Genomic DNA, 17,489 nt, shown 5'->3' with positions numbered 1-17,489 from the left:
TGTACCGCACGGGTGACCTAGTCATGTGGACCGCGCGCGGCGAGCTGGAGTATCTGGGTCGCACCGATTTCCAGGTGAAGTTGCGTGGTCTGCGCATCGAACTCGGCGAGATCGAGTCGGCGCTCACCGCACAGGACGCGGTGGCACAGGCGGTCGTGCTGGCCCGAGACGATTACGGCACGGGCGATCAGCTGATCGCCTATCTGGTGGCAGATGGTGGAGTCGATACCGATGTCGTCCGAGCCGAGTTGGCGCGGCGGCTGCCCGCCTACATGGTGCCGTCCGCCTTTGTCGTGCTCGACGATTTCCCGGTCACCGTCTCCGGCAAGCTGGACCGAAAAGCCCTGCCCGCACCGGCTTTGGTCGCCACCGAGTTCCACGCACCGAGCGGTCCGGCGCAAACCCTGGTCGCCGAGACCTTCACCGCCTTGCTCAATGTGGAGACCGTCGGCGCGGACGACGACTTCTTCGTCCTCGGCGGCAATTCGCTGATCGCCACCCAGCTCGCCGCCCGGCTCACCAGGGCGACCGGCGTGGATGTCCCGGTGCGCACCATTTTCGACGCCCCGACGGTGCGCGAACTGTCCCGTCGGATCACCGTCACCCACCCGGACGATATCGAAACCGCGCCACCGGCGGTGCCGCCATTGACCGCCCAGGAGCGCCACGAGCCGATTCCGCTGTCCATCGCCCAGCAGCGCATGTGGTTCCTGAACCGATTCGATACGGCCAGTGGCGGATACAACATTCCGTTCGCACTGAGCCTGACCGGTGTACTGAATGTGCCAGCGCTGGAACGTGCCATTGCCGATGTCATCGCCAAGCACGAGACGCTGCGCACCATCTATCCCGAACACGATGGCGCCGCGACGCAGGTGGTGCTGCCCGCCGGAACCAAGCTGGTGGAACTCGTGGCCCGCTCGGTACCGTCGACCGAGCTGCCCGGACTCATCGCCACGGTGGCCCAGACCGGATTCGATGTCACGACCGAGGTGCCGCTGCGGGTGCGGCTGCTGCGCATCGACGACGAATCGGCGGCGTCGCAGGGCACCCCCGCCAAGCAGGTGCACGTGCTGCTGTTCGTCGTGCACCATATTGCCGCGGACGGCTGGTCGTTCGCACCGCTGACCCGCGATCTGGCCACCGCCTATGTGGCCCGCTGTGCCGGTGTCGCCCCGTCCTCGGGCCCGCTCCCGGTGCAGTACGCGGACTTCGCGATCTGGCAGCGCGCCGCACTCGGCCGGGCCGACGAGCCGGGTTCGCTGCTGGCCCACCAACTGAAGTACTGGACCAAGCGGCTCGCCGGCGTCCCCGAGGTGCTGACCCTGCCCGCGGACCGGCCACGCCCCGCGGTGGCCTCCAACCGCGGCGGCGCCATCACCGGCCGCCTGCACCGCGATCTGCACCAGGGCATCCAGGAGTTGGCGGCCACGCACCGGGTCACCCCGTTCATGGTCCTGCACACCGCACTCGCGGTACTGCTGAGCCGTCTGAGCGCGAGCAATGACATCGTGGTCGGCACACCGGTTGCCGGTCGCGGCGACGAAGCCGTGGACGATCTGGTCGGCATGTTCGTCAATACCTTGGTGCTGCGCACCGAGGTGCGTGCCGAGGCCACGCTCGCCGACCTGCTCGCCGCGGTCCGCACGGCCGACCTGGCCGCCTTCGATCATGCCGCCGTACCCTTCGAACAGCTCGTCGATGTGGTGAATCCGGTTCGCTCACAGGCACATGCGCCGCTGTACCAGGTGGCCCTGACGCTGCAGAACCAGTCCAAGCCGGACTTCCAGCTGCACCGGTTGACCATTGCCGCACTCGATATCGGTCCCGCGCCGATCCAGCTGGATCTGGACTGGACGCTGACCGACCGCTACGCCGCCGACGGTTCGGCCGACGGCATCGATATCCATGTGCATTACGCGCTCGACCTTTTCGACGAGGACACCGTCAGCGGGTTCCGCGCCGGTTTCGAACGGGTACTGCGCGCGATGGTCAGCGATGTGCGCACACCTGTCGGCAATGTCGAGCTGATGTCGGTGGCCGAACGCGGACTGCTGCTGGCGGATCGCAATGCCACCGCCCGGTCGCTGCCGTCGGCGACCCTGGACGATCTGCTGACCGCCCGGGTGGCCGCGACCCCCGACGCCGTCGCGGTGCGTTTCGAGGACACCGCGGTGACCTACGCCGAATTCGAGTCCCGGGTGAACCGCCTGGCCCGGTGGCTGATTGCGGCGGATGTGCGACCGGAGACGATCGTCGGTCTTGCCGCGCTGCGGTCGGTCGACATGCTCGTGGCGGTATACGCGATCGTGCGTGCGGGCGGTGCCTACCTGCCCTTGGATCCGGCCCATCCGGCCGACCGGCTCGCGCAGGTGATCGACAGCGCCGCACCGGCTCTGGTGCTGGCGGTGGGCGGTGCGGTGCTGCCCGAACTCGATGGCGTGCGCGTGGTCGACCTGACCGACCTCGACCTCACCGGCTTCGATGCCAGGACGCTTCCGGAGCGCCGCGCGCCACTGCGCCGGGACAATACGGCCTACGTGCTGTTCACCTCCGGTTCGACCGGCCGCCCCAAGGGGGTCGCGGTCACCCACCGCGCCATTATGAATCAGCTGCGGTGGCTCGAATTCCGCTACGGCGTCACCACGGATGACCGGATTCTGCAGCGGGCTCCGCTCACCTTCGACGTCTCGGTCTGGGAATGCTTCCTGCCCATCGCGGTCGGCGCACCACTGGTGATCGCCCGCCCGAGCGGCCATCTCGACCTGGCCTACTTCGCTGGACTATTGCGCGAGCACGGCATCACTATCGCCGAATATGTGCCGTCGGTACTCGCGGCCCTGATCGGTGAGGGCATGGGGGATGCGCTGGGTTCCTTCCGGCACCTGCACTGCGGCGGCGAGGCGCTCACGCCGGATCTGCTCGCCGCGATTCGCGAACACGTCGGCGGGGCGGTGCACAATGCGTACGGCCCCACCGAGGCCGCGATTTCGGCGGTCTATCACGAATTCACCGATGCCGACGTCGAATCCGGCCGTGATGTCGCCATCGGCCGTCCGTGCTGGAATACCCGCGCCTATGTGCTGGATGCGCGGCTGCGACCAGTGCCGATCGGTGTGACGGGTGAGCTGTATCTCGCGGGCGATCAATTGGCCCGCGGCTATCACGGACGGGCCGGGCTGACCGCCGAGCGGTTCGTGGCCGATCCGTTCGGGGTGCCCGGCAGATTGATGTATCGCACCGGTGATCTGGTGCGCTGGAATCGCGGGGGCGACCTGGTCTATCTGGGCCGCAATGATTTCCAGGTCAAGCTGCGCGGTCAACGCATCGAACTCGGCGAGATCGAGTCCGCGCTGACCGCCGTGGCGGGCGTGACGAATGCCGCGGTGGTGCTGGTTCAGGACACCTCCGGCTATGACTGTTTGGTCGGGTATGTCACCGGGGCGGAGCTGTCGGCGGAGGCGGTGCTCGCCGAGGTGCGCGACCACCTGCCCGCGTATATGGTGCCCGCGCATCTGGTGGTGCTCGACGAGATGCCGCTCACCACGGTCGGCAAGCTCGATCGCGCCGCCCTGCCCGCCGTCGAAGTATCCAGTACTACAACGGAATTCCGGGCACCCGGTGAGGGCGCCGAATCGGTGCTCGCCGTGCTCATCGCCGATCTCATCGGCGGTGGTGTGCGGATCGGTGCGGATGACGATTTCTTCGTCCGCGGCGGAAATTCGCTGCTGGCCATGCGTCTGGTCGCCCGCGCCAATGCCGCATTCGGGTGCGCATTGACCGTGCGCGAGATCTTCGAGGCACCGACGGTGGCCGCATTGGCCCTTCGGGTGACCGATTCCGATAGCGCGAACGCCACCCGACCCGCACTTGCGGCCAGGGCGCGCTCGGGCCGCATTCCATTGTCGCTGGCCCAGACTCGGATGTGGCTGCTGAACCGACTCGATCCGGAATCGGCCGTCTACAACATTCCGATCACCATTCGCCTTACCGGCGCACTGGACGCGCGGGCGCTGCACCTGGCGCTGGGTGATGTCGTGACCCGGCACGAGTCGCTGCGCACGGTATTCCCCGATGACGGCGCCGGTCCCGCACAGGTGGTGCTGGCCGAGGGCACCGGGTTGGCGCTCCCGCGCGTCGATATCGCCGAATCCGAACTCGCCGCTGCGGTTGTCGGCGTCGCGGCCGTCGGATTCGAGCTGCGCACCCGAATGCCCGTGCGCGCCACCCTGTTCCGGGTCGCACCCGACGACCATGTGCTCGTCGTGGTGGTGCACCACATTGCCGCCGACGGCGTCTCGACGGCCCCGCTGGCCCGGGATCTGATGGTGGCGTATAACGCCCGCACCGCGGGGGAAGCGCCGATGTGGCGGCCGCTGCCGGTCCAGTACGCGGACTTCACTCTGTGGCAGCACGATGTGCTCGGTTCGGCCGATGATCCGGAATCCGTGCTGGCCCGTCAGATTGCGCATTGGCGCACCGAACTCGACGGTCTCGCCCCGGTCCTGGAACTGCCCGCCGATCGGCCGCGTCCGGCGGTCGCATCCGGGCGCGGGGCCGCGGTCGATTTCGCGATCACCGCCGAGCTGACCGCCGCCATCGCGGAGCTGGCGCGCAAGCACGGGGTCTCGTCGTTCATGGTCCTGCACGCCGCCTATGCGACCCTGCTGGCCCGCCTGGCGCGGGTGGACGATGTGGCGATCGGTACCCCGGTTGCCGGTCGGGCCGAAGAGGCGCTGGACGATCTCGTCGGCATGTTCGTCAACACCCTGGTACTGCGCACCGAGGTGGCGGCCGAGACAACCTTCGCCGAACTGCTGGGCCGGGTGCGGGCCGCCGATATCCGAGCCTTCGCGCATGCCGATCTGCCATTCGAGCGGCTCGTCGATGAGCTGAATCCGATGCGTTCGCAGGCCCATGCACCGATCGTGCAGACGTTGCTGACCTACGAGCACCGCGACGATACGGTGTTGCGCCTGCCCGGACTGGACGTTGCCGCCTACCCGATCGACAACCAGGTCGCGCAATTCGACCTCGCGCTGGAACTCGCCGAGCACGCGGCGGGCGCTGGCACCGCATTGCGCGCGGTCATGCGCTATGCGACGGATCTGTTCGACCGGACGACGGTGGAATCGTTCGCGGCCCGCCTGGTGCGGTTGCTCGAGGCGGTCGCGGTCGATGCCACCGTCCGCGTCGGCGATATCGAACTGCTCGATCACGCCGAGCGCGCGCTGGTGCTCGACCGGTGGAACGATACGTCTTTCCCGGTAGACGGCACCCAGACCCTGGTATCGCTGTTCGAGGAGCAGGTGCTGCGGACACCCGACGCCATCGCGGTGACATTCGAGGGGCGCAGTCCTGCCGCCCCGTCACCCGACGACCACCGCTCGACGCTGGCCCACCCGTCGCCCGACGACCACCGCTCGACGCTGGCCCACCCGTCGCCCGACGACCACCCCTCAACGAGTCGCTCCGCGACGCTGACATATGCCGAATTCGCCGATCGGGTGCACCGACTGGCGCGCTGGCTGGTCGGCCAGGGCGTCGGACCGGATGCGATTGTCGCGCTCGGCATGCGGCGGTCGCTGGACCTGGTGGTCGGCATGTACGCGGTGACGGTTGCCGGCGGCGCGTACCTGCCGCTGGATCCCGACCACCCGGCGGACCGCATCGAATACGTACTGGAGACCGCGCGGCCGGTATTGGTACTCACCGCGGGACAAGACCTGGAAGTCGGTGCGGCGCCTCAGGTCCGGATCGATCGACTCGATCTGACCCGATACTCGCCAGCACCGCTGACCACGGTGGATCGGCTCGGTGTGCTGGCGCCGGGGCATGCGGCGTATGTCATCTTCACCTCCGGATCGACGGGACGTCCGAAGGGGGTCGCGGTATCGCATGCCGCGATCGTCAATCGGCTGCTCTGGATGCAGGCGCAGTACGGTCTGGGCGCCGAGGACGCGGTGTTGCAGAAGACCCCGGCGACCTTCGACGTTTCGGTCTGGGAGTTCTTCTGGCCGTTGCGGGTCGGCGCGCGTCTGGTGCTCGCGCGGCCCGACGGCCATCGTGATCCGGCCTATCTGGCTCGATTGATCGACGATGAGCGGATTACCGTCGCGCATTTCGTCCCGTCGATGTTGGCGGTATTCCTCGCCGAACCGCGGGTGCGCGAATGTCGGACGCTGCGTGCGGTATTCGCCTCCGGTGAGGCGCTGCCCGCGGCGATCGCGCAGCGGACCCGGGAACTGACCGGCGCCCGCGTGCACAATCTGTACGGGCCGACCGAGGCCGCGGTCGATGTCAGCTTCCATGAGGTGACCGACGTCGATACGGTGTCGGTGCCGATCGGCAGGCCGGTGTTCAATACCCGGCTGCTGGTGCTGGATGCGCGCATGCGTCCGGTGCCGATCGGCGTCCCCGGCGAGCTGTATCTGGCCGGTGCGCAGTTGGCGCTCGGCTATGTGGCCAGGCCGGAATTGACCGCTGACCGGTTCGTCGCGAATCCGCATGGTGCCGCGGGCGAGCGGATGTATCGCACGGGTGATCTCGTCCGGTGGCATGCCGACGGCGAGCTGGAATACCTGGGCCGCACCGATTTCCAGGTGAAGGTGCGCGGGTTGCGGATCGAGCTCGGCGAGATCGAAGCCGTGCTCACCGCACTGGATGCGGTCGACCAGGCCGTTGTCGTCGTCCGATCCGACGATCGTCTCGGCGATCAGCTGGTGGCGTATCTGGTCGGCGGGTCTGTCGATATCGAAGGGGTGCGTGCGGAGCTGGCGGCCGAGCTGCCCGCCTATATGGTGCCTTCGGCCTTCGTCGTACTGGCTGCCTTCCCGCTCAATGCCTCCGGCAAGCTCGACCGCACCGCCCTGCCCGCACCGGTATTCGAGGTCGCCGCCTACCGGGCACCTGCGACCGAGACCGAGCAGACCGTCGCCGAGATCATCGGCGATCTGCTCGGCGTCGAGCGGATCGGCCTCGATGACAACTTCTTCGCCCTCGGCGGCAATTCGCTGCTCGCCACCCAGGTGGCGGCCCGGCTCGGCGCGGCACTGGATGCCGAAGTCCCGGTGCGGATGCTGTTCGAGGCCCCGAATGTCGCCGGATTGGCCGTGCGCGCCGCCCGGCTCACCGGCACCGGTGGCCGTCCGCGACTGACCGCGCGACCGCGTCCCGACCTGATCCCGCTCTCGCCAGCGCAACAGCGCATGTGGTTCCTCAACCGCTTCGATCCGGACGAGACGGTGAACAATATTCCGGTCGCCATCCGGCTCACCGGAGATCTCGATACCGGCGCGCTGCTGGCCGCAATCGCCGATGTGATCGCCAGACATGAAACGCTGCGCACCATTTATCCGGATGTCGACGGCACCGGCTACCAACAGATTCTGGACCGCACACAGGTGCCGGACATCGTTCGACTGGATCCGTCGAATATCGCTGCCGCACTGGTCGATCTGGTCGCGACACCCTTCGGCGTGAGCACCGGGGTACCGCTGCGCATCGGCCTGGCCACGCTGTCGAATCGGGAACACCTGCTCGCCCTGGTGGTGCATCACATTGCGGCGGACGGCTTTTCGATGACGCCGCTGGCCCGCGATATCGCCGTCGCGTACGCGGCGCGCGCCACCGGCATCGCACCCAGCTGGACCGAGTTGAGTGTGCAGTACGCGGATTACGCACTCTGGCAACGAGAAGTCCTCGGTGCCGAGGACGATCCGGAATCGGTGGCCGCACGGCAACTGCGCTACTGGAAGGACGCGCTCGGCGGGCTGCCCGCACAACTGGATCTGCCATCGGATCGGCCGCGCCCCGCCGTCGCCAGCCATGCCGCCGCGAGCATCACCATCGGGCTCGATGCGGCGGTCCGTGACGGAATTGCCGCCGTCGCAACGCAATACGATGCCAGCCCGTTCATGGTGGTGCATGCCGCGCTGGCCGCCGTGCTCGCGCGCCTGTCCGGCACGGCCGATATCGCCATCGGCGCGCCCATCGCCGGTCGTGGCGCGGCGGCGCTCGATGATCTCGTCGGAATGTTCGTCAACACCCTGGTGCTGCGCACTCGGGTGCCCGGCGCCGACTCCTTCGCATCGGTATTGCGTCGCGTCCGCAATGGTGACCTCGATGCCTTCGCCAATGCCGATGTGCCGTTCGAGCGGCTGGTGGAGGTGCTGGATCCACCGCGCTCCGAGGCGCGCCATCCGCTGTTCCAGATCGCGCTGTTCTTCCAGAATCTCGCACCGGTATCGGTGGCGATGGCGGGCGTCGCGGTCACCGAGTACGACATCGATTACGAGACAACCCGATTCGATCTGCAGTTGACCGTCACCGATGACGCGCTGCGGTTCACCTACGCCACCGACCTGTTCGACGAGACGACCATCGCGACCTTCGGTGCCCGCTTCACCCGGCTGCTCACCGCGGTGATCGGCGATCCGGAGCAGGTTGTCGGCGATATCGATCTGTTCGAATCCGGTGAGCTGGACCGGGTGGTGACCGCGTGGAACGACTCCGCGCATACCGCATTCGTCGCGGAGATGCTGCTCGACGAGTTCGAGGCGCAGGCCGCCGCGACACCGGAGGACACCGCGTTGGTCTTCGCGGCCGATGACGCAGGCACCGGCCACACCATGTCGTACGGCGAATTGGACCGCAGGACCAATCAGCTGGCCCGGCATCTCATCGCGATCGGCGTCGGCCCGGAGTCACTGGTGGCCTTGGCGATTCGGCGTTCGACCGATCTGGTTGTCGCGATGTACGCGGTGCTCAAGGCGGGCGGTGCGTATGTGCCGATCGACCCGGATCATCCGGTGCAGCGCATTGCGCACATTGTCGATACCGCGGCACCGGCCGTGCTGCTCACCACCGAGCGCGATCGAGCGGAATTCGGTTACACCGGTGCGACGGTGCACGTCGATACCGTCGCGCTCGACGGCTACGCCGACGATCCGATCGCGGTGCACGAGCGCACCGCGCCGATTCACCCGCGGAACCCGGCCTACGTCATCTTCACCTCCGGTTCCACCGGAAAGCCCAAGGGCGTCAGCGTCTCCCATGCCGCCATCGTCAACCAGATGACGTGGATGCAGTCGGAGTACCGGCTTACCGCCGAAGACGTGTATCTGCAGAAGACGGCGACCACCTTCGATGTCTCGCTCTGGGGCTACTTCCTGCCGCTGCGCATCGGAGCGAGCCTGGTGCTGGCTACCCCGGACGGTCACCGCGATCCCGGCTACCTGAGCGCGGTGATCGGCGAATACGGCATTACCGTCACCGATTTCGTGCCATCGATGTTGAGCGCGTTCGCCGGACATATCGAAACCGACGGAGTGCGAGCTGATCTCGACACACTGCGGACGGTATTCGTCATCGGTGAGGCGCTGCCCGGCGAGACCGTGCGTGCCTTCGATGCGGTGAGTGACGCCCGTCTGCACAACCTGTACGGCCCGACGGAGGCGGCGGTGAGCATCACCTACCGCGATGTCACCGGCAATATCGACCGTGCCGTCCTGCCGATCGGCAATCCGGAGTGGAACAGCCGGGTGTACGTGTTGGATTCCCGGCTCCGGCCGACCTTGCCGGGTGTGGCGGGGGAGTTGTACCTCGCGGGGACGCAGCTCGCCCGTGGCTATCACGGCAGGCCGGATCTGACCGCGGATCGCTTCGTCGCCAACCCGTTCGGCCCGGCGGGCGAGCGCATGTACCGCACGGGCGACCTGGTGCGCTGGGATACCAGCGGTGTCACCCCGGAGCTGGTGTACCTGGGCCGCACCGATTTCCAGGTGAAATTCCGCGGCCAGCGCATCGAACTCGGCGAGATCGAGGCGGTACTCGCCGTAGTGCCCGGTGTTTCACAGGCAGCCGCCCGAGTCGTCGCCACCGATACCGGCGATCAGCTCGTCGGCTATGTCATCGGTACCGCGCCGGATGCGGACGGACTCCGTGCCGCCGCCTCGGCCGCCGCGGCGGCTGCGTTGCCGTCGTACATGATTCCGTCGGCAATCATTGTGCTCGCCGAATTCCCGCTGAATGCCTCCGGCAAGCTGGACCGAAATGCACTGCCGGAACCGGTATTCGACCGCACTACCTACCGCGCGCCGGTCACTCCGGCCGAACGACTGGTTGCCGAGGCCTTCGCGACGGTCCTGGCGCGGACGCCGATCGGCGCCGACGACAACTTCTTCGACCTGGGCGGCAACTCACTGATCGCCACCCGGGTACTGGCCAGGTTGAGCGAGCGGCTCGGTCGCCGCGTGCCGGTGCGCGCGCTGTTCGAGGCACCCACCGTGCACGCGTTCGCCGTCCGGCTGGCCGCCGATGCCGACGCACACGAGCAGGTGCTGCCATTGCTCGCCGGACCACGCCCGGAGCTGATTCCGCTGGCGCCGGTGCAGCGCGGCATGTGGTTCCTCAACCGGCTCGATCCGGATTCGGCCGCGCACAATATCCCGGTCGCGGTGCGGATCGGCGGTGAACTGGACGCGGCGGCGCTGTGTGCCGCGTTCGCGGATGTGGTCGCACGTCATGAGGTGCTGCGCACGGTGTATCCGGCCGATGCGGGCGGCACCGGCCACCAGGTGATCCTGCCCGCCGAATCGGCTCCGGTGCGGCTGACGGTCGAGACCCCGGACGGTCCGGTGGACCAGCGGATCGCCGAATTCCTCGCTGCGGGCTTCGATGTCACCGCCGAGGTGCCGGTGCGCGCGGTGCTGCTGCGTGAACATGCGACCAGCCATGTGCTCGTCGCGGTGCTGCACCATATCGCCGCGGACGGCTACTCGATGCAACCGCTGCTGCGAGATCTGTTGTCGGCCTACCTGTCCCGAGTGTACGGCGGTACTCCTGTCTGGCCGGAACTCGCCGCGCAGTACGCCGACTACGCGCTGTGGCAGACGGCCGAGCTGGACGCGGTCGCGGCTCCGCAGCTCGCGTACTGGACCGAGGCGCTGCGCGATCTGCCGGAAGAGCTGGCGTTGCCGACCGACCGGCCCCGCCCGGCCATCGCGTCCAAGCGCGGCGGCAATATGCACGCCCGGATCGGCGGCGGTGTCGGCGCCCGGGTGCACGAACTCGCGTTGCGGCACAACGCGACCCCGTTCATGGTCGTGCATGCCGCGCTGGCCGTACTGCTGGCCCGGCTCTCGGGTTCGGTCGATATCGCCATCGGCACCCCGGTCGCGGGACGCGGTGCCGCGGCGCTGGACGATCTGGTCGGCATGTTCGTCAATACCCTGGTGCTGCGCACGCATCCGGATCCGGAGCGTTCGTTCGCCGATCTGCTCACCGAGACCAGAACGGTCGATCTGGCCGCATTCGCCTATGCCACCGTCCCCTTCGAACGTGTCGCCGACGAACTCGGCATCGAACGCTCGCAGTCCAGGCATCCGCTGTTCACGGTGGCGCTGAGCTATCTGAATACCGGCGCGGAGGCATTCACGCTGCCCGGTCTGGAGCTGGCGGCCGTCGCCTTCGACGAGCCGGTGGCCCGGTTCGATCTGCAGTTCACCGTCGCGGCCGAACTCGATGCCGACGGTTACCTCGCGGTAGAACTCAATTACGCCACCGACCTATTCGACGCGGCCACCGCCGCTGCGCTGCTGCGTCGATTCGGCCGGGTCCTCGGCACACTCACCGCGGATCCGTCCGCGCCGGTCGGCATGATCGATGTGCTGGCTCCGGCCGAACGCGCCGAACTGCTCGGCAGGCGCGGCGATGCACCGGTCCCGCCGCGCACCCTCGCCGAGCTGATGGCCGAGGCCGTCGCGATGAATCCCGATGCGCTCGCGCTGATTTCGCAGGATCGGGAACTCAGCTACCGCGCCTTGGACGAGCAGTCTTCCCGACTGGCGCGGATGCTCATCGGGCACGGCATCGGCGCCGAGGATTTCGTTGTCGTGGCGATCCCGCGTTCGGCCGAGTCCATCCTCGCGGTATGGGCGGTGGCCAAGACCGGTGCGGCCGTCGTACCGGTCGATCCAACCTATCCGGCCGACCGGATCGCGCATATGCTGTCCGATTCCGGTGCGACCGTCGGTCTTACCCTGACCGCCTGCCGATCGGCACTGCCGGAGACCGCGGAATGGCTGGTTCTCGACGCACCCGGCACGGCAGCGCGCATGCGGCATACGAGTGCGGCCCCACTCAGCGCGACGGAGCTGGCGCGTCCGGTGCGGGTCGCCAACCCCGCCTGGATGATCTACACCTCGGGTTCCACCGGCATACCGAAGGGCGTGCTCGCCACGCACAGCGGACTCGCGGGAGTTGCACGGGCACAACGGGATCGGTACGAGGTCACCGCGACGTCGCGAGTCCTGCATGTGGCATCGCCCAGCTTCGACGCGTCCATGCTCGAACTGCTCCTCGCACTGTCCGCAGGTGCCGCGCTGGTGATCGCGCCCGCCGGTGTCTACGGCGGGGCGGAATTGACCGCGCTGATCCGGGACCAGCGGGTCAGCCATGCGTTCATAACTCCCGCTGTGCTGCAGACATTGGATCCCGGCGAGCTGCCCGAACTGAAGCGGCTGACCGTCGGCGGCGAGTCCTACGGCCCGGATGTGGTGCAGCGCTGGGGGAGCGGGCGGGCCTTCCACAATGCCTACGGGCCGACCGAAACCACGATCATCACCAATATCAGCGCACCGCTGCGACCGGGCCGGTTCGATATCGGGACCACGATCCACGGCATGTCCGCGGTGGTGCTCGATACCCGGCTGCAGCCCGTCCCGGACGGGGTGACCGGTGAGTTGTATCTGCGCGGGCCGGGTCTGGCCCGCGGATACCACGCGCGGCCGGGACTTTCGGCGGATCGGTTCGTCGCCGATCCCTACGGTCCGGCGGGTGGGCGGTTGTATCGGACCGGTGATCTGGTGCGCTGGACCGCGACCGGCGCGATCCAGTACGTCGGACGCGCCGACCATCAGGTGAAGGTGCGCGGCCTGCGCATCGAACTCGGTGAGATCGACGCGGTGCTCTCGGCCCATGACACCGTCGAATTCGCGGTGACCATCGGACATACCGATGCCGCTGGCACCGTCTCGCTGGTCGCGTATGTGGTCGCCGCGGCGGGCCGGACGATCGACACCGCCGAGCTCACCGCCTTCGCCGGACGCGCACTCGCCGCGTATATGGTGCCCGCCGCCATCATGGTCCTGGCCGAACTCCCGCTGACCCCCGTCGGCAAGTTGGATCGAAAGGCACTGCCGGAGCCGCAGTTCCGTACCGCGGCCTTCCGCGCGCCGCAGACGGCGGCCGAACGGATCGTGGCCGAGGTCTTCGCCGATGTGCTCGGCCTGGACACCGTCGGTGTCGACGACGACTTCTTCACGGTCGGCGGAAACTCACTGACCGCAACACAATTGGCCGCGCGACTGGGTGCGCGCCTCGATGTGTCGATCGGCGTGCGGCTGGTTTTCGAGAACTCGACGGTATCGGCCCTGGCCGCCGCCCTCGATACCGCCGCCACCGATCCGGCCGCGGTGCGCGCACGTCCGGCACTGACCCGGCGCACCGGAACCGATCCGGTGCCGCTATCGCTCGCCCAGCAGCGCATGTGGTTCCTGAACCGCCTCGACCGGCAGTCCACCGCCTACAACATTCCGCTCGCGGTGCGGCTCACCGGTGATCTGGATATCGCGGCGCTGAATGCGGCCATCACCGACGTGGTGCGGCGCCACGAGGTGCTGCGCACCGTCTACCCGCAGCACGAGGGCGGTCCGGTGCAGGTGGTGCTGCCCATGGCGGAGGCGGAAGTGCCGGTGCTGGTGCCGATTCCGGTGCCGGTCGACGATATGACCTCGGCGGTGGTGGACTTCGTCGGCGGCGGATTCGATGTCACCGAGGCGGTTCCGGTGCGCGCCCGGCTGTTCCGTCCCGTCGAGGGGCCGACCGATCTCGGTGCGCATGTGCTCGTCGTGGTCGTGCACCATATCGCCGCGGACGGTTCGTCACTGGTCCCACTGGCCCGTGACGTGATGATCGCCTATGCCGCACGCAAACAGGGTGGGCAGCCCGGGTGGGCGCCACTGCCGGTGCAGTACGCGGATTACAGCCGCTGGCAGCGGGATCTGCTCGGCAGCGAGGACGATCCGGATTCGCTGCTCGCCCAGCAACTCCGGTTCTGGATCGACACCTTGACCGGACTACCCGCGCAACTCACCCTGCCGACCGACCGGCCGCGACCCGCCCTCGTCTCCACCCGCGGCCGACATGTCGACTTCACCATCGACGCCGAAATGCAGGCGGCGCTGGCCGATCTGGGGCGCGGCACCGGCGCGACGCTGTTCATGGTGCTGCACGCCGCATTCGCGGCACTGCTGGCACGCCTGTCCGGAGCCGCCGATATCGCCGTCGGCACTCCGGTCGCGGGCCGGGGCGCGGCCGAACTCGATGATGTGGTCGGCATGTTCGTCAACACTTTGGTGTTGCGCACGCCGGTCGATGCGGGCGCGGACTTCACCGAACTGCTGGATCTGGTGCGTGCCGCGGACGTCGCCGCCTTCTCGCATGCCGATGTGCCGTTCGAGCGGCTGGTGGAGGTGCTGAATCCGGAGCGCTCCACCGCCCGGCACCCGCTGTTCCAGGTCGGCTTCTCCTTCCACAATCAGGCCGAGGCCGAGTTCGCACTGGACGGATTGACAGCTACCGCAGCCGATTTCGATTCCGAGATATCGCAATTCGATCTGCATCTGGTGGTGACCGACCGCTACGACGCGGAGGGGAATCCGGCGGGGATGGCCGCATCGATCACTTACGCGACCGCACTGTTCGACGAATCGACCGTCGCCGGTTTCGCGGGTCGCCTGCAACGCCTGCTGGCCGCGATCTGTGCCGCACCGCAGGTGCCGGTCGGTGATCTCGACCTGCTCGACCCGGCCGAACGCGAACGCATGCTGGTGACCTGGAATCGAAGCGAGCACCCGGTGGCACCGGCCACGCTCATCGCGGCATTCCAGGCGCAGGCCGTGCGGACCCCCGATGCGGTGGCAATCGTCGACGACGGCGCGACTGTCACCTACGGTCAGTTCGCCGCCCGGGTTAACCGGTTGGCCCGCGCGCTGATCGGGCGCGGTGTCGGCCCGGAATCGCTGGTAGCCCTGGCCATTCCGCGCAGTATCGAGCTGCTGACCGCAATGTACGCGGTGGTTACCGCTGGTGGTGCGTACGTACCGTTGGATCCGGCCCATCCGTTGGACCGGACCGCAAGCGTACTCGCCGCCGCGAATCCGGCGCTGGTGCTGATCTCGGCCGAGCGGCCGATGCTGCCCGACGGCGTGGCGGATCACGATGTGGTGCTGGATATCTCGATCGCCGCCGGTGTTCTCGACAGCAGTCCGGTGCGTGCCGAGGAACGGGTGACGCCGCTGACCCCGGCGAATACCGCCTACGTCATCTTCACCTCGGGTTCGACCGGAACGCCGAAGGGCGTGGCGGTCCCGCACGCTGCGGTGGCGCACCAATTGGACTGGCTGCAATCGGAATACGCACTCGACGCCGACGACGCCACCCTGCTGATGACCTCCGCCGCCTTCGATCTGTCGGTATGGGAGTTCTGGCTGGCCTTGCGCACCGGTGCCCGCATTGTGCTGGCACCGCAGGGCGTGCAGCGTGATCCGGCGGGGGTACTGGATCTGATCCGCCGCGCCTCGGTGACCACCGTGACGCTGGTGCCATCACTATTGGCCATGCTGGCGGAGGTCGGCGACGACCGGCGGTTGCCGACATCGCTGCGCCGGTTGCTCGTCATCGGTGAGGCACTGCCCGCGGACACCGTCGATCGCATTCGGGCGCTTACCACGGCCCGGATCGATAATCTGTACGGCCCCACCGAGGCCGCGGTCTCGGTGACTCGATTCCGTACCGGCCCGGCCCTTCGGCACGCGGTGGTCCCGATCGGCACACCGGAGGCGGGGAACCAGGTCTATGTGCTCGACGACCGGATGCATCCGGTCCCGGCCGGGGTGACCGGTGAGCTATATCTCGGCGGTGCGCAACTGGCCCGCGGCTATTACGGCAGACCCGACCTGAGCGCGGAACGCTTCGTGGCCTCTCCGTTCGGCGCAGCGGGCACGCGAATCTATCGGACCGGCGATATGGTCCGCTGGGGTGCGGACGGCAATCTCGAATATGTGCAGCGCCGCGATTTCCAGGTGAAGGTGCGCGGTTATCGCATCGAACTCGCCGAAATCGAGCACGCGCTGCGTTCCCGCCCGATGGTGTCCGAGGCCATCGTCGTCGCCCATGAAGGTGCCGATAACGCCATGCTCGTCGGGTATTTCACCGGTACCGAGCTGGTCGATCCGACGGCACTGCGCACCGCGCTGACCGAGGTGCTGCCGAGCTATATGGTGCCAACGGTGCTGATGCGGTTGGAAACCCTGCCGCTCAATGTGAATGGCAAGGTCGATCGGACCGCGCTGCCCCGGCCCGAGCTGGGCACCCGGGAATTTCGCTCTCCGGAAACAGAATTGGAGCAGCTCGTCTGCACCGCCTTCGCCGAGGTGCTGGCTGCCGAGCGCATCGGTATGGACGACAACTTCTTCGAACGCGGCGGCAATTCGCTGCTCGCCACCCGACTGTCGACCCAACTGAGTTCGGCTCTCGCCGAGCCGATCCCGGTGGTGTGGCTGTTCGCCGCACCGACACCCGCCGATCTCATTACCCAACTGGAACTGCACCGCTCCGGTCGCGGCCGCGTCGACGCACAGGCCGCCTTCGATGTGCTACTTCCGTTGCGGCCCGGCGGGTCCCGTGAGCCGCTGTTCTGTATCCATCCGGTCGGCGGCGTTGCCTGGTCGTTCGCCGGTCTGGCCGCGCATATCGATCCCGAGCGCGCCATCTACGGCATTCAGTCCCCGGTATTGAATTCCACGGCGGCGCTGCCGGATTCGATCGAGAACTGGGCCGGACGCTATGTCCGCGAGATCCGCGCGGTGCAGCCGGAAGGCCCCTACCACCTGCTGGGCTGGTCGCTCGGCGGTGTGCTCGCGCACGCCGTCGCGAACCAATTGCAGGACCAGGGTCAGCAGGTCGCGATATTGGCCATGATGGACAGTTCACTGCACGTCACGGTGGACGAGACGGCGACGGTCCCGGTGGCCGATCTGCTCGGCGGACTACTCGGCGAACAGGCCGACGAAACCGATACCGAACTCGACCGCACCCAACTCGCCCGCCGCATTGCCGATCTCCCGGAACCGTTCGCCTCCTTCGGCTTCGATCGACTCGGCCGCGTGCTCGATGCGGGTACCCACTCCCTGGAGCTCATTACCCGCTACCGCCCACGGCCCTATAAGGGCAATCTCATCTATTTCACCGCCGCACTCGACGATCCGACCGGGGCCACCGGCGCGGCCAGCTGGTCCGACGCCATCGACGGCACCGTGCACAACCACGCCGTGCAGGCCTCGCACTGGCGCATGACCTCCGAATCCGCTCTCGCCCGCATCGGCCACGTCCTGACCAATGTCTTGGCGCACGCCGACCGGACCTGA

Annotated in this window: 1 protein-coding gene (only partly in view); it reads left to right on the top strand. The window is 67.8% G+C overall.

Annotated features, from left to right (window positions below; all coding sequences use genetic code 11):
- Positions 1-17,489, top strand: partial view of a non-ribosomal peptide synthase/polyketide synthase gene (locus ABZ293_RS25580; RefSeq protein WP_355184551.1) — the 3' portion only. It extends 8,194 nt beyond the left edge of the window; 17,489 of the gene's 25,683 nt are visible here — the last part of the coding sequence; its start codon lies beyond the left edge, outside the window; it ends in the stop codon at positions 17,487-17,489.

The sequence above is a fragment of the Nocardia sp. NPDC005998 genome (genome assembly GCF_040614395.1).
In the GTDB taxonomy this organism is placed as follows: Bacteria; Actinomycetota; Actinomycetes; order Mycobacteriales; family Mycobacteriaceae; genus Nocardia.
This window is presented reverse-complemented; position numbering and strand designations above follow the sequence as displayed.